This is a genomic window from Acidicapsa ligni, assembly GCF_025685655.1.
GTDB classification, from domain to species: Bacteria; Acidobacteriota; Terriglobia; order Terriglobales; family Acidobacteriaceae; genus Acidicapsa; species Acidicapsa ligni.
Genome location: NZ_JAGSYG010000009.1, coordinates 187,376 through 209,849 on the forward strand (window position 1 = coordinate 187,376; position 22,474 = coordinate 209,849).

At 56.3% G+C, this 22,474-nt stretch carries 10 protein-coding genes; 7 read left to right on the forward strand and 3 right to left on the reverse strand.

Annotated elements, in window-relative coordinates; translation table 11 throughout:
* Window positions 1-24 precede the first annotated feature (24 nt).
* Window positions 25-3,285 carry a non-ribosomal peptide synthetase gene (locus OHL19_RS22415; RefSeq protein ID WP_263360074.1) on the forward strand — a complete coding sequence of 1,087 codons (3,261 nt, stop codon included), beginning with the start codon at window positions 25-27 and terminating at the stop codon, window positions 3,283-3,285.
* A 33-nt stretch (window positions 3,286-3,318) separates the two neighbouring features.
* On the opposite strand, the gene OHL19_RS22420 is transcribed toward OHL19_RS22415, so the two are convergent.
* The 3 genes from OHL19_RS22420 to OHL19_RS22430 form a co-directional block, all read right to left on the reverse strand.
* A complete protein-coding gene (locus OHL19_RS22420) occupies window positions 3,319-4,776 on the reverse strand; it encodes an alpha/beta hydrolase family protein (protein WP_263360075.1) in 1,458 nt (485 codons plus the stop codon).
* Window positions 4,777-4,779: 3 nt separating this feature from the next.
* Entirely contained in the window at window positions 4,780-5,382 is a 603-nt protein-coding gene (locus OHL19_RS22425; RefSeq protein WP_263360076.1) for a serine O-acetyltransferase, read from the reverse strand.
* Between the two features lie 73 nt (window positions 5,383-5,455).
* On the reverse strand, window positions 5,456-6,946 hold the full coding sequence (locus OHL19_RS22430; protein WP_263360077.1) for a sigma-54 interaction domain-containing protein: 1,491 nt from the start codon (window positions 6,944-6,946) through the stop codon (window positions 5,456-5,458).
* 584 nt (window positions 6,947-7,530) lie between these two features.
* Here OHL19_RS22430 and OHL19_RS22435 point away from each other — a divergent pair.
* The 6 genes from OHL19_RS22435 to OHL19_RS22460 all read left to right on the forward strand — a co-directional run bounded on the left by OHL19_RS22435 (window position 7,531) and on the right by OHL19_RS22460 (window position 22,454).
* Window positions 7,531-7,812 (forward strand): helix-turn-helix domain-containing protein, encoded by a 282-nt coding sequence (locus OHL19_RS22435; RefSeq protein ID WP_263360095.1) that lies wholly within the window; start codon window positions 7,531-7,533, stop codon window positions 7,810-7,812.
* Window positions 7,813-7,979: 167 nt separating this feature from the next.
* Complete coding sequence (locus OHL19_RS22440; protein WP_263360078.1) at window positions 7,980-9,266, forward strand: WecB/TagA/CpsF family glycosyltransferase; 1,287 nt, start codon at window positions 7,980-7,982, stop codon at window positions 9,264-9,266.
* Window positions 9,267-9,320: 54 nt separating this feature from the next.
* A complete protein-coding gene (locus tag OHL19_RS22445; RefSeq protein WP_263360079.1) occupies window positions 9,321-10,493 on the forward strand; it encodes a glycosyltransferase family 2 protein in 1,173 nt (390 codons plus the stop codon).
* A gap of 107 nt (window positions 10,494-10,600) precedes the next feature.
* A complete protein-coding gene (locus tag OHL19_RS22450) occupies window positions 10,601-11,668 on the forward strand; it encodes a polysaccharide biosynthesis/export family protein (RefSeq protein ID WP_263360080.1) in 1,068 nt (355 codons plus the stop codon).
* A gap of 54 nt (window positions 11,669-11,722) precedes the next feature.
* Entirely contained in the window at window positions 11,723-13,951 is a 2,229-nt protein-coding gene (locus OHL19_RS22455; RefSeq protein WP_263360081.1) for a GumC family protein, read from the forward strand.
* 43 nt (window positions 13,952-13,994) lie between these two features.
* The gene (locus tag OHL19_RS22460; RefSeq protein WP_263360082.1) at window positions 13,995-22,454 is read left to right on the forward strand and encodes a non-ribosomal peptide synthetase/type I polyketide synthase; all 8,460 of its coding nucleotides are present in this window, start codon (window positions 13,995-13,997) and stop codon (window positions 22,452-22,454) included.
* The last annotated feature ends 20 nt before the right edge of the window (window positions 22,455-22,474 follow it).

The window sequence follows — 22,474 nt, forward strand, 5'->3', positions numbered from 1 at the left end:
CAAGAATCTGAGGATACTAAGCTATTGCTATTGACCCCTCAAAGGCGAACCGCTGACGCTCCACTGACCCGGTTTATTCCGGCAGATGGTCAGGCCTCGCCTTCTGTTCCATCCACGGGAACGCGAGCCACTTTAGATGTGTCGAGCACCGACATGCAGGCCTTGACCGACGCTGCCTGCCGCCTGCAAATCCCATCGGAGTGCCTCTTCCTTTCCGGCTTTGCCAGTCTCCTGGCCCGGCTGACGCATCAGGATTTAATTCCTGTTGCCTTGGGTACGAACGAGTCGGCGATCTTCAATGTCGAGGGAGAGTCTTCATTCCGCCAGATCACGCAACAGGGCCTGTCGCGAAAACGGGATACGGATTTTCAACCTGGAACAGAAACAGTTCATTTTGAGTTTCTTACTGGCCTGGCGAGTCGGTCGCAAGAGCCTCCATGTGGCTTACGGCTTGTTGTGTCAAACGGTTCGGAAGGCAAGGCGCAGATCGAGTTAGCTAGCCCCGTCGGATTATGGAGTGACAATACGCTCCGTGCATGGCTGGGATATTTGCTGGTGCTTCTACATGCGGGCGGCAAAAATCCCGAGACGCGCGTCGACCAGTTGCCGCTGTGGGAGGACTCTGCCGCTCGGCGCTTTTATGAAGCAATGAATCAGACCGGGACTGAGTTTTCTGTTGAACCCTCAGTTCCTGCGCTGTTTGCGGTTCAGGCCCGGCGAAGATCGGAAGAGATTGCTGTCATTGCGGGCAACGCCCGATACACCTACCGGGAATTGGATCAACGCAGCACGGCGTTGGCACGGCAACTCATTCTGGCTGGTGCGGGTGCCAACCGCGCAATTGCTGTGTGCATGGAGCGGACGGTCGATCTGCCAATGGCGCTGCTCGCGGTACTGAAATCCGGCTCCTTCTACGTGCCGCTCGATCCGAAAAATCCTGCCCAACGTCTGCGTGGAATCCTGGAGGAATGCGAGCCGGTCGCAATTCTCACGGACAGCACGGTTGCCAGCACGCTCACCAAATCGGTTGACGGCGAGAGCTTTCCGTGGGGTTTTCCGCTGATCCGAGTGGATGCTTTAACGCCCGATTCCTCTGGCTCTGTTGCGCTGCCGGAGCTTCCGCTTGCGATGCAACCGCTGGATCTGGCTTACACGATTTACACCTCGGGAACGACGGGCAAACCCAAGGGAGTGCGAATCACGCACCGCGCGCTGCTGAATCTCCTCTGCTCCATGGGCCGCGAACCGGGTATCAGCGAGACGGACCGGACGCTTGCTGTCGCGCCAATCTCCTTTGATATCGCCACGATGGATATGTTCCTTCCACTCTGCACCGGGGGGCAACTCGTACTCGCCAGTCGGCAGGACGCAGTGGATCCGTACCGGCTTGCGCAGTTATTGCTGGAGCATCGAATCACATTGATGCAGGCCACGCCTGCGACCTGGCGCATGATGGTTGCATCCGGCTGGGACGGCGTACGCCACCTGAAGATGATCGCAGGAGGCGAGGCCCTGCCCCGAGAGCTGGCCAACGACCTCATTCGACTCGGCGGCGAACTTTGGAACTGCTATGGCCCGACGGAAACAACGATCTATTCAGCAGTAATACGCATTCAGCCTGAAACAGGAATCGTGCCCGTTGGACCGCCGATGCCCAATACAAGTTTTTACGTGATGGACACGGCTGGGCATCCGGTGCCTCCAGGAATTCCCGGCGAATTATACATAGGGGGGGTGGGGGTAAGCCCAGGATACGTAGCCCGCCCCGAACTAACCGCGCAGCGTTTTGTGCCGGACGTGTTTGGGGCTGATACTGACGGGCTTTTGTTCTGTACTGGAGATCTGGTCAGGCTGGTTTCAGGCGACAGGTTTGAGTTTTTTGGAAGACTCGATCATCAGGTGAAGCTGCGCGGATTTCGCATCGAGTTGGGAGAGATTGAATCGGTACTGCGGTCGCATCCTTCTATCAGCGATGCGGTGGTGATTCTGCGGGAGGACATTCCTGGCGAGCCACGGCTGGCCGCGTATCTCATCTCCGCCGGTTCATCCGTGGATGCTGAGGCTTTGCGCCAGTATGCCGCGCAAACTCTGCCCGAATACATGCTGCCTTCCGTCTTCGTCTCGATGGAGCAGTTTCCACTATCGACGAGCGGCAAGATCGATCGCCGGGCGCTTCCTGTGCCGGAATCTGTACTCGGCCCATTAACCGTCAACAAGCCTGAATCCACAGAAGCTGCGAGTGCGATCGAGGCAAATCTGTTAAGAATTTTTCGCGAAGTGTTGCGCAATAATTCGATCGGGGTCACGGACAGCTTCTTCCGCTATGGAGGCTACTCGCTCCTGACAGTGCGTCTGTTCTCCCGCATCGATCGCGAGCTTCAGGTCAGACTCCCTATTTCGTTGCTGTTCGATGCCCCAACGGTGCGGGACCTGGCCCATGTAATTGAGACTGGGATTTCTCCCCCGGTGATTGTTCCGATTCGCCCACATGGAGAGTCAGCGCCGATTTTTCTGATTCAGTCCTACCTGCTTTACGACGCAATGCTGGAGATTATTGAGCCGGATCGCCCCATCTACGGAGTAAGAGAAATGGGCGATGAGCGCGAGCCGCAAAGTGTCGATGAGCGCGCGCGTAAATACGCCAGCGAGATTCTGCAGGTGTATTCCGATGGCCCTTTTTATCTGGCTGGCTGGTGTGCCGCTGGCACGCTCACGGTCGAGATTGCCCGTCAACTTCACGAGGCTGGGCACCGGGTGGGGCTTGTCGCACTTTTTGACGCGGATCGCCCCGGATACGCTCCTCCCAAGAGCATTCGTATTTTCTTTGCGCGAGCAGGAAAGAAGATCTTGTATCACTCCGGGCGAATTCGGCGCATCCCCTGGCGAAAGCGCTGGACGTATCTTTATGAGGCACTGGGCCGTAACTGGGATACCGCTATTGAATCCTTCTACACGGCCAATCAGCGCATCATGCTATGGCTGCATCGAAAGTTCGGTATTTCCCTTTCTGTGGCAGCGTATAACAATGTGTATTCGACATTGGATAGCCTCAATGACGCATCGTTACGTACTTATCCGGGAAGGTTGAATCTCTTCCGAGCTGCGGATGTTCCGAAATATCCCGGCATGGATGAGACCCTGGGCTGGAGCACGATTGCTTCCGATGGAGTGCAGGTGACCTTCGTTCCGGGAGATCACGTCTCCATGTTCAAGAAGCCGCATGTAACAAGCCTTGCCTGGCATCTTCAGCAGGAATTGCAGAAATCGGAACCGAACAAGTATTAGCCACAGGGATCGCATATGGGCATAACCCGTTCGTCACTTCGGCGTCGGAGTCGAAATCAGAGTCGGCCGCGGAAAGCGATGAAATTCCACTTCACTGAACGGGTCTGATTTGCCCACCAGCAACGGTTGTTCCGTTCCATCAAGAACATGCGAGAAGAATGCCAGGGTGTAGGCGTTGAGTATTGCATGTACGCGAGGCGGAGCGACACTACCTCTGCCGGACATTTTGGCCCACGACCAGAAGAGCGATCGGTCGGTGAAGTCCACATGATTTGTTCCCGCGATAAAGAGCAGATAGCCACCATTCTCCTGCATTGACCTAGTGACCTGGCCGTAATCCTGGGCGGACATCTGCCAGTAGAGTTGTTCCGGTCTGGAGCCGGTGGTGAGTTGATCGGGCGCAGGTACCGTCTGGCTTTTGTCCTCATAGATCACCATGAAAGGCTTGGATAATCCATGCGGTCCGACATCGCCAAAGGTCCAGCCATCGAGATTGATCGCGGCCTTGACGCGAGGATCCTGATAAGCAGTTTGCGCCGCGGCCGCTCCACCAATGGAAAAGCCCATCACGCCGACTCGCGAGAGATCCAGCCGATGAAACCACGGGCTCGATACATCCTGGTTCATAGCCTGCAACTGGTCGAGGACAAAGATGTTGTCCTGGGCCTCTATCTTGACGTATTTACCGCCGAGCGCCCATTGCTCCTCGATGGTGGAGTGCAGGAAGCTGCCAATCTCCGGTGCATTGCCTGAGTCGGCCACGCGCCCATCGGGAAACTCAACCAGCCCTCCGAAAAACGTATGGTCGATGGCCACGACGATGAAGCCGTGACTAGCCAGTTCTTCCATCTGGAAGGTACTTTCGGTTCGTTCGCCCTGCCAGCCGGGATTGTAGAGCAGGACCGGATAGGGCGCACCGGAGTGTACTGCGGCGTCCAAAAACGAGTTGGTGAGGAGAACCGAACGGTAGGATGCGCGCGCTGTGACTTCCTTACGGCGTTGGTAAAAAGCCCGCTGAGTATGCCGTGTGATAAAGCCGGTCGGCGGCTGTGCCGGATACCAGGCCTGCACCATCAGTTCGCGTTTACCGCTGGGCGACGGGCCATTATCCTCGACGCGGCTGGTATCGACCAGATGGAAGATACGGGTGCCGACGGCGTATTGTCCGGTTGGCTGAGGTAACTGGAACATGGGAGCCAGCCACGACAAAAACACCGTTGCGCCAACCAGCAGAATGCAGAGAACTCCTGCAAGTATGGAGGCAAATCTCGGCAGACGAAGCAGTGCCGCGGCCCAGACAAGCAGGAATCCAAAGGCAAGATAAAGCGAGTACATCTGCCAGTGCTGCCCTTCCCAGACGAAGTGCGCAGTCAACGCTACGGCAGGCACGAGGCAGCAGAGCAGGAACGTACGCCGCGATGGGGCGGCAAAAAACAACAACACGATGGGAGGAAGTACGAAGAGGCAACTCAGAATTTCAAAGAGTCGCATGCGCTATATCAATCCTGCCGCCCCTGCCGCTGAAGTGGCGGGTGAGGTAGCGGGTGAGGAGGAAGATGAAGTGTTCGTATCGCCGTCGTGTGGCTGAACCGGCGCGGGCTTTCTAGGGCGAATTTTGGCCGGCACGCCCACGGCAATGCAGTTGGCAGGAACATCGGTGATGACAACGGCGTTGGCTCCGATGGCTACATCGTTGCCAATCCGGATATTGCCCAGAACTTTAGCTCCTGCGCCAATGTCGACGCGGTCGCCGATGATTGGGGCTCCGCGCTGGCCGGTATGGCGCAGGCCGACCGTCACTCCGTTGCGGATGACGCAGTCGTCGCCAAAAACCGCATCGCCGCTGATGACGATTCCGCCGAAATGATCGATTCGAAAGCGCCTGCCCAGCCTGACTTCACATGGCATGTCTATGCCAGTCATGATGTCCATAGCAAGTTTGAGGAATTTATAAACGATCGAGAATGGCAGGCGAAGCCAGCGCTGAGAGATTCGATAGCGCCAGTTGCCGAAACGGTAGACGACCATGATCCAGAGCCCCTGCCGGTTCCACTGGCGATCATACGTACGCCAGTCCTCGCGGATATTGTCGAACACGCAGCGTCTCCTTTTCAGCGATAGCCCGGCTGTCGATCAGAAAAAGCTGGGGTCGTCTGGATTCTAACTGATATCAGGCGCTGATTTCGCGGCGCTTTCCCTTGGATTCCACGATGCCGTACTTTTGCAACTTGTAGAGAAAGGCTTTGTACTCGATCTGTAGGGACTCGGCTGCCTGCCGCCGGTTCCAGCGACTGGCCTTGAGTGCGGTCAAAAGCAGCTCGATCTCGGCCGTGCGGGATGCTTCGGCGAGGCGATCCAACCGGCCACCAGGTGGTGCGTGGCTGGACTTGCCAACCGTATTATCAACCTGTTCATTCGCATTCAGTGCATGGTTTGACCCGGAAAACGCAGCCGCGCTGTTCACTGGACCATTCACCGGAACGCTCACAGGAATGCCTGAAGACGTCTCGCTGGCAGCATTGCGCAACTCATGGATGAGCATCTTTGCGTCCTGATATACGAGGAAGCGGCGCATCACATTTTCCAGCTCGCGGATATTGCCCGGCCAGCTATATTCCAGCAGGAAGCGCTTCAAATCTCCCTTGATTGCAGGCCGCTTGAATCCTGGCGGAGAGTGGCGTGTGAGCAGAGCTTCCGCGAGCGGCAGTATTTCATCCCTCCTGTCTCGCAGGGGTGGAATGACGATCCGAATTACGTTGAGGCGGTAATAGAGATCTTCGCGAAAGGTGCCTTCTTGAATTGCCCTGGTCAGATCGCGATGCGTCGCGGCCATCACCCGCACATTGACCTGAATCGTGCGATTGCTGCCCAGGGGCTGAATCTCACCATCCTGTAAGACATGTAGCAATTTCGTCTGCAGGCGCAGATCCATGTCGCCAATCTCATCCAACAGAATGGTGCCGCCGTGCGCAGTTTCGAAACGGCCTGGTCGATCGACCAGCGCGCCGGTGAAAGCTCCCTTGGTTGAACCGAAAAGCTCGCTCTCGGCCAGTTCCGCGGGTAGAGCGGCGCAATTGAGCTTCAGGAACGGCTTGGCGGCCCGAGAGGAATACGCACATAGCCGCCGGGCCATCACTTCTTTGCCTACTCCGGTTTCGCCGCTCAACAGAACAGGCACTTCCGCCATGCCGACGCGGCGCAGAAACTCCTCGGAGTAGGGCGTAATGCTGCCAGCCTGTGCGGTTTCCGTATCCAAAGAAATGTCAGTAGAAATCTCGGCCGCAACGATTGCTGCCGATGTGAGAATCTTGCGCAGGATCAGGCCGGACTCGGGATGGTTGAGCGGCTTTTCCAGCATCCAGATGGCGCGATTCGCGTTCGTCAGCTTGTCGAGTAGAGGATTCGGCTGCTGCCCGGCAAAGAGAATTTGCAGTTCCGGGCGTTGCTGGCTCAACTGGGCGACCGCGGCAAGATCGTTCTGGCGGCGCATGGGAATATTGAAAACCGCAACGTAGGCCGGGCAATTGCGTTCGCCGAGATAGGCCGTAGCCTCTTCAACCGAATGAAAACACAGGGCGCAATATCCATCGGAAGCAAGCCCCTGGATCAGAGGAGCGTGCATCTCCGGGTTCTCAACTACAAGAACGATATGTCCACCCATCCCATGTCACCTGCGAGGCACACTTATCCTGCGCCAAGATAGAGCTGCAACAACAATTTGTTTTCTGCTGAGGGAGATTTGCCCGCCAACCCCATTCCCGGCCCCGAAGCTAACGCGCAATGAGATTGTGATAGCTGGAGTATACGGTTTTCGAATTGGGTGGCGCAATGCAATTCATCGACGGAACCTATCTATAGATAGGAAGAGATAGGAAGTGCGATTCAAGCCTTACCGTGTAGAAGTAACAATCTTAAGTAACTTAACTATCGAAGCCATCATGATTACTTATTGCTACACTTCACGGCTAACATTATTACTTATTGGTGATATTTCTATAACTTAAAACCGCCCTTCAACTTACCTTAGAACGGTCTGTTCTCTAGTTGGTTTTGCATAATTTTGCACAGTTTGGGAAGTTTGACGAATTTTTCGGGTACATACAGGTTCGCGGCTAACAACAATATGTTGACTGCTATATAACTAGTCCCTTTGGCACATGAATTGCTTTCAAGGTTGCTGGTAACAGCTCTTTCTGCCCCCACAGGATGCTGGTGCATGACTCAACCAAGAGAGAGATCGTGACCATGAACCGAGACATCTATCCAAACCTGAAGCTCCGGATGTACACCACCGGAATCCGGCAAAATCGCCTGGCCCGCATGCTCGGTATTCACGAAGCATCCCTGAGCAGGATCATGAACGGCTTTCGTGAACCGACTGGAGATATTCGCGTTCACCTGGCCGAGATACTGCGCAGCGATCCTGACTGGCTTTTTTACAAAATGCAGATCAGCGATGACTTAGCTCCCGCTGACGGCCCGGCACCAGTTCATACAGTACCGGTCCACACACCAGCCCACACATAGGTTACGGCAAAAGGTTTCGGCAGAGAGTTCTGACCTGACAAACCTGAGCCCCACCCTGCTCAAAAACACCGACAAGACATTGTAGCTTCGGAGCCCATTCCGGCCCTTTTTGCCTGTAGATCCCCCGCAAACCACCTAAGTCAATCAATGCATTGGAGTTATCAGTGTTGAACGTTTGCTGTGAGACTGTAGCTATCCTTGGTGTTCCGTTCCATAACGTCACGATGGATGAGACGCTTGCCCTGATCGAAGAGCAGATTCGAGAGGGAGGCTTTCACCAGGTGGCGACGGCTAATGTCGATTTTTTAAAGAATGCCATGCGCGACAAAAAACTGCAGTCGATCCTGTGTTCCTGCGATATGGTCGTTCCGGATGGGATGCCGGTGGTGTGGATGTCTCGCCTGATGGGCGCCCCGCTCAAGGAACGGGTAAGTGGGATCGACCTGGTGGAGCGTCTCGCGGAGCTCTCCGCAAAGCGTGGCTATGGCATTTTTCTCCTGGGCGCGAGTGAAAACCGCTCCCGGCTGGCGGCGCGAATGCTGAGGCAGCGCCACCCAAATCTACGTATCGTAGGCCGATATTCGCCGGAGCAGCGTCCGCTGGACGACATGGATCACGAAGAGATCCTGCACCGGATCGAGGAAGCGCGGCCCGATATCCTGCTGGTTGCTTTTGGAAATCCCAAGCAGGAGCAATGGCTGGCGATGCATCGGGATCGGCTGAAGGTTCCAGTCTGTATCGGTGTCGGCGGTACGCTGGATTTCCTGTCCGGGACGGTTTCGCGTGCTCCATCCTGGGTCCAGAGGATGGGATTTGAGTGGTTCTATCGGATGCTCCAGGAACCACAGCGACTGGCTGCGCGCTATGCCATCGACGCACTTTGCCTCATTCGGCACATCCCGGCCTATCTCGCGGCGATCCTGACACAGCCTAAACACCCTGCGCAATCCAGTGTTGAGGTGCGGCAAATTGGCAATACCAAGCTTATTTCCATGATCGGCAACCTTACCGGCGCGGCGTTGGATGAGTTCAACGCGTATAGCCGGGACGCTTGTGCCGAGGGCATGAATATTGTCCTGGATATGTCCAAGACCTGTTACATGGGGCCGGAATCGCTGGGCTCTCTGATCCAGTTAGAGAGCAGGATGCGGCAGCGGGAGAACCTATGGCTGGCCGAATTACCCTCCCATCTGTCACGAATCCTGCGCACTGGACGATTGCATAACTACTTCATGACGACTACGATGGTCAGTGACGCTCTCTACCGTACGGCTAAAGCTGAACAAAGGCTGCTCACCAGCTTTGCGCCTGACTGGGAACAGATTCAACAGAACAATGTATACGTGGATGTCCGCGTGGAGCTGCTGCAAGGCATCTGTCGGCAGATCATAGCGGTGAACGAAACCGAGGACTCGGCCCTCGTACCAGATGTTTTTGCCAGCGCGGGCACGTAGAGCGCCACCAGGTCGTGGCGCACTCAACCGGTACCAGGATCGGCGTTTGCTGCTATGACACATCTCCTTTTCATCTTGCTTGGTCTGGCACTCATGGCGGTAACTCTGCCGCTAGTCCTAGAGCTGCTGCTCGTAACTTCGGCAAACCTGCTGCCTGCCTCACGGCGGCGTACTGCCGATTCGGGCAAGCTTCCTGATGTAGCGATCATTGTGCCGGCTCACAATGAAGAGCAGCTCGTTCCTCTCTGCGTCCAGAGCCTGCGAGCCGCGGGCGGCCCGGCGCTCAAGATTTATGTCATCGCGCACAATTGCTCAGACGGTACCGCGGAGCGAGCGCGGCTTGCCGGTGCGGATGCCGTGGTTTACAACGATCCGAACGCTGTCGGCAAAGGATTTGCGTTGCGGTACGGCTTTCAATATGCCCTGGATCGAGGCGCTGACGCAGTGATGGTCGTGGATGCAGACTCCGTTGTTTCCTTGAACACGGTGACTGCGGTTCAAAATGCTTTTGCTTCCGGAGCACGGGTCATCCAATGCCGCTACGAGATGTTCAGCACGACGGACCGTTCCAGTACACGCCTCGCAGCCCTTGCCTTTCGCGGATTTAATGTGGTCCGCCCGCGTGGCCGTGACCGGCTGGGACTCTCTGCCGGCATTCTCGGAAATGGTTTTGCCATCGACCGGGAGGTATTGCAGAGAGTGCCGTATGACGCCTTTTCGCTGGTGGAAGACCTGGAATACCATCTCCACCTGGTCATGGCAGGCGAACGCGTGCGGTATCTCGATCATGCATTCATTTCTGCGGATTTTCCCGAGTCGGGAACAGGGGAATCCGTCCAGCGCTCACGCTGGGAAGGCGGTCGGCTCCATACAGCCAGGACGCTGTTTCTCCCCATGCTCAACAAGCTTCTGCGCGGACGACCCCGCCTGATCGAGCCGCTGTGCGATCTGGTGGGTATGCCCATGGCTTTTGGTGTATTTGCCTTATTGGTGACAGTATGTCTCCCGGTCTCGTGGATACGATGGTATGCTGCGGCATCTTTGGCGGTTGTAGCCGCTCATGTACTTACTGCGGCGTGGGCTGGACCCGATTTCTTCAAAACACTGCAGTTACTTGCGCTGTCGCCGATTTATATCCTGCGAAAGCTCTGGATGATCCCCGGAGTCTTACGCGGCTCCAGTGGTAAAGCGGCCTGGGTGCGTACTGAGCGGAATAACACCTTGTAGGGATTGAAGCGACCGAATGCCTCCTCGATACTTACGAGTTAGAAGGCAGGGTCGGCTATCTCGGGTGAAGACCACGCGAAAGTTGTACGCTCCTTCGGAGGATTGAAATGAAGTCTGCATTCTCATTTACTCACCTCGCCTGCGCAACTCTGACCCTGGTCCTGAGTACAGCCTCGCTTGTTGCACAACAACCGGCCAGCGCTACGGCGACCCAGCAGCCCAAGCCCGCCCTTCCGCAGTTGGGCGAGCAACAGACCCCTGAGCCGACTCTCAAGCTGAGCCCGCAGAAGACGCTGGAAAGCTTTGAGCCTCCGGCGAATGCCGAGTACGAGCTTGGTGCGGGCGACGTAATCAGCCTGGATTTTCCGGGCCGCCCGGAATTGGACGTCAAGCAAATGGCAGTCGGTCCTGACGGACGCATCACATTGCCGCTGGCGGGCGCAATTCATGTAGCCGATCTCAGCCGTACTGGTGCCGCGAAGGCGATCACCGATTCGCTGGCAACCTACTACACCGATTTGAGCGTCACGGTCAGCATCGACAAGTACAGTTCCAACCGCGTTCGTGTGATGGGCTACGTTCAGCATCCTGGAGAAATCTACTTCGAGGACACACCGACGCTGCTGGATGCAATTGGCCGCGCCGGGCTGATTCCAGGAGCAGTGACCAAGGACGGAGCCCCGGTGAGTGGCAACAACATCCCTGAGACCTGCATGATCTATCGCGGCAACCACGATGTGGTGACAGTCGAGCTGCGGACCGCGCTGACGACTGGCAGCGGCCTGGCCGATATGCGTTTGCGCCGGAATGACATCGTGTACGTGCCTTCACCGAAAGAGTCTTTTGTCTCTGTACTGGGGCAGGTTGCTCGTCCTGGCACGGTGGCGCTCACGCCTGCGACAACACTGGTTTCCGTACTTGCCGAGGCTGGCTGCTGCACTGACGCAGCGGGTGGAATCAAGGTTCACATCATCCAGCCATCGACAGGGCAGGATATCGTCGTGCAGTACAAGCAATTGATGACACTCGGCGGAGTGCAGGAATACAAGCTCCATTCGGGCGATGTCATCCTGATTCCCAAATCGGCGTTCTATAAAGCGACAGACGTTCTGCAACGAATCAGTCCCGTCGCCACCATGGTAAGCATCGCCGCGCTGGTAGGTATGGGCGGCTGATATCGCATTCGTCATTGCAGGCAGGACCGAATGACTTTCCCCTGAGGATTAAACATGTACATCGCACCGACCAACAATCCGGAACCGCAGAATCCGATCTCGTCGCAGTATCCTCTTCGTCCGGCATCGAGAACGAGCCCTATTCGGATCAATGTGCTCAAGAGTCTGCGTCTGCACCCGGTCACGTCCATTCTGGTTGCGCTGGTGACTCTGAGCCTCGGACTGGCTGTGATTGCTCGTCACCGGGCAACGTATTCGGCCACGAGTTTTGTATATGTATCGCCCACATTCCCCAAAACCCTGACAGATGACAGCGAACAATCGCGCCCTTACGACGCGTATGTTCAGCAGCAGATTCACGCAATTGTTCGATACGACATCCTGGCGGACGCAATTCGGCGCATGAGCCCCGGTCTCTGGCGCGGAGCCCACGAAAGCGAGCAGTCTGCCGTTGAACGCCTGCAACGCTCTCTGGATATCGACCGTGTTGGTGGAACCTTTCAGATCTCCATTTCTCTCATTGGGCAGCGTCCTGAGCATCTTGCCGAGATCGTAAATTCTGTTACGCAGGCCTATCTCGATAAGGCCAAGTCCGAAGAGTTCTACGGACGTGATGACCGCGTGGCTACGCTCAAGGAAGAGAAAGCTCGCATTCAGGGGCAGATCGATCAGGATATTCAGGAGCAATCCACGATCAATCAGTCTCTTGGGGTTGCATCCGTCAATGGCGAGGGAAACAACGCCTTGGACGACCAGACTTCGAAACTACAGTCCGACCTGACAACAGCGCGAGAATCGCGAATCCAGGCCGAAGCACAGCTCGGCGCGCTTAAGCGGAATGATCCATCTGCCCCCAATGCGGCGCTGAATGCGGCTGCGGATGAGGCCCTGGCCAGCGACGTCAGCTTGACGGCATTGAAGTCATCCCTCAATCAGAAGCGCGGCACATTGCTCGTCCAGCTTATCGGCATGGCCCCCAACAGCCCTGCTCGCAAGCCCATTGAAAATGACCTGGCGCAAATCGACGCCCAGTTACAGAAGCTGCAGGAAGGCATGCGGGCCAAGGCGGCCAATCAGCTTGAGCAGAAGTACCGTACTCAGTTGAACCAGGCATCCATCGTCGAGTCCAGGCTGATGACCGATCTCCAGAAGGGCACGAAGATGGCTACTGCAGCATCTTCAAAGATTCAACGCGCGGCTGAGCTCAAGGCCGATTTCGATCGCCAGCAGGCACGTTACACCGCCGTCGATGATCGTCTCAGCAATCTTGAATTGGAAAGCAGCTCGCCCGGGTCCATACACCTGTTCTCTCCGGCCATGACCCCGCTCGGCCCGGAGCAGAGCAAGATCGTGAAACTCATCATCGGCATCGTGCCTTTCTCGATTCTGCTGGGAATCCTTGCAGCAGTCATTCTTGATCTGCTCGACAAGCACATTTACACAGCTACGGATGTGGAAGCAGTTCTGGGCTTTGCACCTATCGGCATGCTCTTCGATGAGCGCGAAGTCACACAGGTGATATTCGATGAGTGCGCTTTGCGTTTGGCTGCAGGTGTCGATCACGCAGCTCGCATGTCAGGAGCACGCACCTTTGTTGTTACATCTGTAAATTCGGGCGCTGGAACCACGTCTATCGTGGACAATCTCGGCAGTATGCTCGCACGGATCGGTCGCAAGACGCTGATCATTGACGCCGCTGGTGGAAACGAGCCTGTAGCTTACGTCACCTTTGGCAACCATCTGCAGAAGCAGCCCGTGAACATCTCGGGAGAAGTTCCAAATCCGGCCATGACGAAGGGCGAGCTTGCGGCAACAACAACTTCTGGCTCATCCCAATCGCTGCCCGCGCGCGTATCTCCGCTGAGCAGCTTTGTCTTTCAAAGCTTCCAGAATCTGACCTCGGCATACGAAATTGTGATCATTGATGCCGCTCCGATTCTTCTCTCTGCGGAGACCGAATATCTGGCACGCCAGGCGGACGTCACCATTCTCGTATCCGAAGCAGGAAAGACCAAGAAGGCATGGCTGACTCGCGCTGCCCGTCTGTTGGAGCGGCTCGGTGTTGCTGGTGCCGCCGCAGTCGTGAACAAAGTCAATCCCTCGCGAGCAGAAGAAGCGCTCAAACATGACCTGCGTGAATTCGAACTTCGCACCGATAGAGTCAATCTCAAAGATTGGTGGCGGACACCGAAGAAGGCACCTCGAACAGCATCCAGCGCTCCCTTCGAGACAGCCCAGAAACATTCGGCCGAAGAAGAAGAGATCTTCGCACGCGATATCTAAACCCACAGCTTGAAACTCAAATTGATCTGGGACAGGAAGCAGAATGGACCGCCACGGCACCAACATTTCGAACGGCACTCCACCTCCCACGGATAGCGCGGATGTCTCATCGCGGCCTGTCGCCGGAATGGGCGATACGAATGTTGAGTCCGGTATTGCGAAGATATGGAGTGACCTGCTGGGTCTGCCACAGATCAGCATCGACGACAACTTCTTCGAGATGGGCGGAACATCGCTGCTGGCAACGCGCCTGCACAAGCGCATCAATGAGCAATTCCAGCAAACACTCTCGATCGCTGTAGTCTTCGAATATCCCACGATTCGCCTGCAGGCAAAGATCGTGCGCGGCGAATCTGTACATGTTGCCGAGGCGCCTGCGGAGTCAAAGTATCCGAAAGAAAATGTAGCCGAGGCCACACCATCGTCCTCGATCGCAATCATTGGCATGACCGGCCGCTTTCCCGGCGCTGAATCGGTTGAGGAGTTCTGGAAGAATCTTTGTGATGGCGTCGAGTCCATCACCTTCTTCGACAAGAGCGAACTGGAGCCCAGCGAAAGAAGCATCGCCGAACAGAACGAAGGCTATGTTGCGGCGCGGCCTCTGCTGAAAAATCCAGACCTCTTCGATGCGGAGTTCTTCGGCGTTTATCCCAAGGAAGCCGCGCAGATGGACCCACAACATCGCATTCTGCTGGAGTGCGCATGGGAGGTGCTGGAGCGCGCAGGCTACGACCCCAGCCACGTACGCGAGTCCGTTGGCGTCTTTGCGGGTTGCAGTATGAACACCTATTTTTTGCGTAACCTTGCGGACCAACGCAGCTTCGTTGAAGAGTTCACCGGCGGCTATCAGGTCGCGAACTACGCTGCAATGATGGGCAATGACAAGGACTTTTTGCCCACGCGCATCTCCTACAAACTTAATTTGCATGGACCCAGCATGTCCGTGCAGTCAGCCTGCTCCACCGCGCTGGTTGCGGTTGCGCAAGCTTGCCAGAGCCTGTTGACGCAGGGATGCGACATGGCGCTGGCCGGTGCAGTTTCTATCACCTTCCCCCTGCATCGCGGATACATCGCACAGGAAGGTGGGCTCGCTTCGCTCGACGGCCACTGCCGCCCTTTTGACCAGCACGCCAGCGGAACGGTCTTTGGCCACGGCGCAGGAATCGTGCTGCTCAAGCGCCTTGATGATGCTCTGGTCGATGGCGATCAGGTTCTCGCCGTGATTCGCGGATTCGCCCTCAACAATGACGGCTCCACCAAAGCCGGCTACACTGCGCCAAGCGTTGAAGGGCAAGCCCAGGTAATCGCCCGCGCTCAGAAGATGGCTGGCGTTTCCGCTGACTCCATCAGTTACATCGAGGCCCACGGCACAGGGACGCCACTCGGCGATCCGATTGAAGTGGCCGCTCTAACTCGCGCATTCCGCTCGACAACAGCGGCGACGCAGTTCTGCTCGCTGGGTACCGCCAAGGCTAACGTCGGCCACCTGGATGTAGCCTCCGGCGCAACCGGCCTGATCAAAACCGTCCTGCAGATTGAGAACCGCACGATCCCCGGCCTGCTGCATTTCACACAGCCCAACCCTCATCTCGATCTGGACAACAGCCCGTTCTTCATCGATCGAGATCTGCGCCCCTGGAAGACGACCGGCGCACCGTTACGCGCAGGTGTAAGCGCCTTCGGAGTAGGCGGTACAAACGCGCACATCATCGTGGAAGAACCTCCAGTCACGCGCATTTCCGACGCTGGACGCGAACACCAGTTGTTCGTGTGGTCAGCAAAAACACCAACCGCTCTGGCCAATATCTCGAATGCTCTCGGCCAGCATTTTTCAAAACACACGGACGCAAATCTCGCCGACGCAGCTTACACCTTGCAGGTTGGTCGCAGCGCTCACAAACTTCGTCGCGCGGCAATCGTCAGCAGCGCAGCAGAAGCAGAGAATCTGGCAAACATTGCCGCAGCCGATCTCATCTCAAACGACAAGCCGCTTGAAAACCCTCGCCTCATCTTCTGCTTTCCAGGGCAGGGAGTGCAGATGGTCGGCATGGCGCGTCGCCTGTATGACACGGAGCCTGTATTCCGCCAGCATCTGGATGCCTGTGACGCAAAGTTACTGCCTCTGCTCGGCACCAGCCTGCTCAGCGTGATCTATCCGCAAGAGAACACGGCGGAAGCAAGCGAGCGTCTGAATCAAACTCTCTATGCGCAGCCCGCAATCTTTGCAATCGAATACGCATTGGCTCAGCTATGGCTCTCATGGAGCATCGCTCCAGCCGCCATGGTTGGACACAGCGTTGGAGAATATGTAGCCGCATGCCTGTCGGGAGTCGTTTCGCTCGACGATGCACTGACACTGATCGCCGCACGCGCGCGTCTGATGCAAGCTCTGCCACGCGGCGGAATGCTCGCCATCCGGGGCAGCGAGGATGTCGTGACAGAGCTTCTGGCAGCAAGCCACTCCGACCTCGATATAGCCGCCGTTAACAGCCCTAAACTCTGCGTTGTCTCTGGCGCAGATGCAGAGATCGAAGCCTTTATACAGCGGCTGGATGCGGACAAGATCGCACACCGCAAGCTCGTTACATCGCATGCCTTCCATAGCCGGATGCTAGATCCCATGCTGGAAGAGTTTGCTGCGCATGTGCGTAAAGTCACATTTCATGCGCCTTCGATTCCTTATGTCTCTTCGCTCACCGGTACCTGGATCACATCTGAAGAAGTTGCGAAGCCCGATTATTGGACCAGCCATCTTCGCCAGACGGTTCGCTTTGCAGACGCAATTAAAACCGTTGCCGATGCGCCTGAAACAGTCCTGCTCGAAGCAGGCCCATCCGAAACACTGGTGCAGATAATTCGTCAGATCACCGGCGTCGGACCGAATGCGCCGCTTGTTATCGCTTCTCAATCTGCCGCAAAAGATGGCGTTACAGGGGATAAGGCGATTCTTACGGCGCTGGGCAGGCTGTGGGCCTCTGGCATTCAACCTAATTGGCAGAAGTTTCATGCAGGACATACGCGCAAGCGCATGCTGCTGCCGACATATCCTTTTGACCGCAAGCGATTCTGGATCGAGCCTGCTCAAACGACGCAGGCTGTAACGATCTCAGCCTATTCATCACTATCGTTAACGCCCGATCCGTCTTCCACAGCGGAGACACCAATTTTTGCAGCAGCTTCCCCATCCCTTATCGAGGACTCATCCATGGCCACCTCTACCCCTGCCGTGACCGAAGACGCAGCAATGCTAAACGACCTCAAGGCGTTGATCACCGACCTCTCCGGCACCGACCTCGCCGAAGCAGAATCAGATGCATCCTTCCTCGAACTCGGCTTCGACTCTTTGTTCCTGACGCAGTTGACGCAGGGCATTCAGAGCAAGTATCGCGTCAAGCTAACCTTCCGGCAGATCATGGAGAGCTATCCGACATTGGCTTCGCTCGCAGATCATCTGAAGGAAACAGTAGCTCCAAATTTGCAGCCCGCGAGTGCGGCACCTGCCCCTGCGCCAGTCGCTGTGACAGCACCCACGTATGCTGTCCCGACAAGTGCAGCACCCGCATTTGCCCCGGCACCAGCAGCTGCTCCTGGTTCTTACGAAGCTCTATTCGCCAACCAGATGCAGGCGATGGCTGGGCTTTTCCAGCAGCAACTAAGTCTCTTAGGTGGACAAGCGCGGCCTGTCGTTCCTCAGCCCGCTGCTGCTCCCATACCTGTCTCCGCTCAGCCTGCGCCAGTCGCAAAACCAGTTGCGCCTGCGGCATCCGCGTCTACTGAAGCAAAGCCGGCCAAGCCGACGTTTACGCCCTTCAAGCCATTGCAGCGTGGCGAGTCCGGCGGTCTCAACGCGGTGCAGGAAAGCTATCTTGAGGAGTTCATCAAGACTTACAACGAGAAGACCGGCAAGTCGAAGACATTCACGCAGGAGCATCGCTCTGTCTTCGCCGATGGCCGTGTTGTCTCCGGCTTCAATGCACAGTTGAAAGAGATTGTTTATCCCATTGTTGTCGAACGCGCAAAAGGCGCTTATCTATGGGATAAGGATGGCAACAAGTACATCGATATCCTCAATGGCTACGGTGCGATTCTTTATGGCCACTCTCCTGACTTCATTGTCGATGCACTGCGGGCACAGCTTGAGCTGGGCTTCCCCATCGGACCACAGACCGAGTTAGCCGGCGAGTGCTCTGAGCTAATCCGCGAGTTCACTGGAATGGAGCGCGTGACCTTCTGCAACACCGGCTCTGAAGCTGTAATGGGCGCGATGCGTCTGGCCCGCACCGTCACTGGCCGCAACCTGGTTGTACTCTTCTCCGGTGACTATCACGGCAGCTTTGATGAGGTGCTGGTCAAGTCGGTGGGCAATCAGCGCTCCATGCCAGTGGCCCCTGGTATCCCGCGTGAAAGTGTCGCCAACATCCTCGTACTGGATTACGGCACTCCGGAAGCACTTGAGATCATTCGCTCACGCGCTGATGAAATTGCCGCAGTGCTGGTCGAGCCAGTACAGAGCCGTCATCCAGAGTTGCGCCCGATTGAGTTCCTGCGTGAAGTACGTTCCATCACGGAGAAGTCCGGCTCCGCATTGATCTTCGATGAAGTTGTAACCGGCTTCCGTACACATATCGGCGGTATGCAGGCTGTCTTCGGCATCAAAGCTGACCTTGCAACCTACGGTAAGGTGGTAGCTGGCGGTATGCCGATGGGCATCCTTGCTGGAACACCCACATTCATGGATGCGCTCGACGGTGGTCAGTGGAAATTTGGCGATGACTCCTTTCCGCAAGTCGGCGTCACCTTCTACGCTGGAACCTTTATGCGTCATCCGCTGGCGATGGCCGCAGTTCGTGCCAGCCTGCTGCACCTCAAGCAAGCTGGTCCGGAGTTGCAGCGCTCAGTCGCTGCCAAAACTGCCGCCCTGGTTGCGGATCTCAATGCTGTGCTGGCCGAGTTTAACTATCCGTCGCAGCTCGAAACCTTTTCATCGTGGTTCTACTTCCCTGTCCCCGGCGATCCAAAGCTGGCGCGCATGTTGCACTTTCACCTGCGCGAACAAGGCATTCACATCCAGGAAGGCTTCCCATGCTTCCTCACTACGGCACATACCGATGCCGATCTCGACCAGGTGCGCGCTGCCTTCCGCAAGGGTCTTGAGAAGATGCAGGCAGGGCAGGTGCTACTGTCCTCTGATCTCAATCTCGCGGCTCCTGCTGCGGCGAAGGTTGCTCTCGTTGTTGAAGCCGTTCCTGTGGCTCGTGATTTCCCCATCACTGAACAGCAGCGTGAAATCTTCCTCGGCACACAGCTTGGCGATGAGGCCAACTGCGCCTTTAATGAATCAACATCCCTCGTGCTGAATGGCACGTTGAATCTCGACGTACTCACATCCAGCCTGGAAAAGCTTGTCGCGCGGCATGAGTCTCTTCGCTCTACTATCGATGTCAACGGTGACGTTGTTCATGTATCCGCCGATGTAAAAATCAATCTTGCCATCGATGACCTGAGCACTCTCCCGGCCAGCGAAAAAGATATACATCGCGATGATGTGCTGTACGCCGAAGCATCGACGGCCTTCGATCTGATCAGCGGTCCGCTCTTCCGCACACGGCTCATCCGTCTTGCTCCGCAGGAACATGTTCTGGTTCTCACCGCGCATCACATCATCTTCGATGGCTGGTCCACGAACGTCCTCTACAGCGAATTAAGCGAGCTCTACAATGCTGCTCTTAAAGGGCAGTCTGCCTCGCTGCCCACGCCGCTGAACTTTAGCGAGTACGCCAATGCCCAGCACGAGCAATTGAATTCGCCGGATCGAGCTGTCACCGAACAGTTCTGGCTCGAACAGTTCAAGACATTGCCCACAGCATTGCAGATCCCCATCGATCATCCGCGGCCTGCTCTGCGCGAGAACGCCGGAGCGACCAAGCGCTTCGTCTTCCCTGCTGAAGTATTGAAGGCAGTAAAGAAAGCCGGAGCCAGGCAGGGCAGCACACTTTTCGCCACGCTGCTCGCAGGATTTTCTCTGCTCATTCACCGGCTCTCTCAGCAGGACGATGTAGTCATCGGCATTCCCGTCGCAGGCCAGGCGCAGCAGGAAAATGGCGGCACACTCGTCGGGCATGGCGTCAACTTCCTGCCTATCCGCAGCCACCTGCAACCGAGCCAGAAGTTCTCCGAGTTTCTCAAGCAGACGCGCAAGACGCTGCTCGATGCACAGGACCATCAGGATTACACCTACGGAACGTTGCTGCACAAACTTAAGATTCCGTCGGATCCATCGCGGCTCCAGCTTGTCGAGGTGCAGTTCAACGTAGAGCAAGTTGGAGCAGGGCTGAAGTTTGACGGGCTTACCGTTGATCTCAGTGCTAATCCCAAAACTCACGTCAACATGGACATGTTCTTCAACTTCATTGATCGCGGAAATGAACTCTGGCTCGATTGCGACTACAACACGGGCCTCTTCGATGCGGAGACTATCGACCGCTGGTTCGGTCATCTGAATGCAATCCTGCAAGCCTTTGTCGCGGATGCTGAACAGCCTGCATCGCAGGTGCTCCTGCTTACCGCTGAGCAGACGCAGCAGATTCTCGTGACCTGGAATCAAACGGACACCACTTATCCTCGCGAGCTACCGATTCAGCGAGTGTTCGAGCAGCAGGTTGAGCTCACTCCGGATGCAGTCGCAGTCATTGGAGCCACGAGTTCACTTACCTACTTCGAACTGAACGAAAAATCCAACCAGGTCGCGCACTTCCTGCAGAAGTCAGGCATTAAGCCCGGCGACCGCGTTGCTGTCTGCCTGCATCGTTCAATGGAAGTCATCGTCAGTCTGCTGGCAATCCTCAAGGCGGGTGCGGCTTATGTCCCTGTCGATCCGAGCTATCCTGCGTCCCGTCTATCCTTCCTTATTCAGGACTCGCAGGCCAAGGTGCTCATCACGCAGCGCTCAATAGCCTCTGACCTGCCAACACTCAACACGCAAGTCATCTCGCTCGATCAGGAATGGCCGATTGTCGCCCTGGAGTCGAACACAAATCTCGTTGTTCCCCATCAGCCGGAGCAGCTTGCGTATGTCATGTACACATCCGGTTCGACGGGCAATCCCAAGGGCGTTTTGATTCCACATCGCGCTGTCCTCCGGTTGGTCAAAAACAATTCCTTCGCAAGCTTCAGCGCCGACGAAGTCTTCCTGCAACTCGCACCTGTTTCCTTCGACGCCGCCACCTTTGAAATCTGGGGTGCGTTGCTGAACGGCGGCAAGCTCGTTCTTGGACCAACCGATCGCGTCACCCCTGAAGAGATCGGACAACTGATCGCCGCCAACGGTGTAACGACCGTCTGGCTGACGGCTGCGCTCTTCCACCTCATTGTGACTGAGCATCTGGAGATTCTTCGTCCCCTGCGCCAGCTATTGGCCGGAGGCGATGTGCTCTCTGTTGCCCACACACGCAAGGTCTGCGAAGAACTGCCACACCTCAAGCTGGTCAATGGTTACGGCCCGACGGAGAACACGACCTTCACCTGCTGCCACACCATCACCGTGGATAGCCTGGTTGGAGGAACAGTACCCATCGGCAAACCTATCGCCAACACGCGCGTTTACATCCTCGACGCAAACCGCAAGCCTGTACCTCCCGGCGTTACCGGTGAGTTGTATGCGGCTGGAGATGGACTCGCACTCGGCTACTTGAATTCGCCCGAACTCACTGCGGAAAAATTCCTAGATCACACATTTGAAACTGCCCCCGGTACAACGCGTACAGAGCGGCTGTATCGCACCGGCGATCTCTCTCGCTATCGTGCAGACGGAACAGTGGAGTTCCTTGGCCGCGCAGATACGCAGGTCAAAATTCGCGGCTACCGCATCGAGTTATCCGAGATTGAAAATGCGCTTGAGCGTTCGCCTCTCGTCCGTGCTGCCGTTGTTGCCGTCCGCACGGATTGGGTCTCGGCCAACGATGCACCGGGCGACAAGCGCCTTGCGGCATATGTCATTCCTACTCAGAAAAGCGATGCTGCCGCACTCACATCTCAGTTGCGCAAGCATCTTCAGGACGAGCTGCCGGATTACATGCAGCCCGCTGCCGTCATGCTGCTTGAGAGTTTTCCGCGCACCATCAATGGCAAAGTTGATCGACGTGCATTGCCCGCGCCTGTTCCGGAACAGTTGATGCGTGCACGATCAATCGTCTATCCTCGAACACCGATGCAGGAGACTCTGGCTGGAATCTGGTCCAAGGTTCTGGGCGTGAAGGAAGTAAGCATCGACGATACGATTTTCGAACTTGGCGGCGATTCGCTGCTAATCTTTAGGATAATTACTCTGGCGAATCAAGCAGGTCTCAAGCTCACGGCCAGACATGTATTTCAGCACCGAACAGTTGCGGCAATCTGTGAACAATTTGAAGGGGACACCAATCTTCAAGCGGCACAGACAGAGGTAAGCGCGATACAAGCGATTCCGCGCTCACTCCACCGTAGACCACAAACAGCTCTGAAGTAATTTCTGTCATTGAGTAGCGA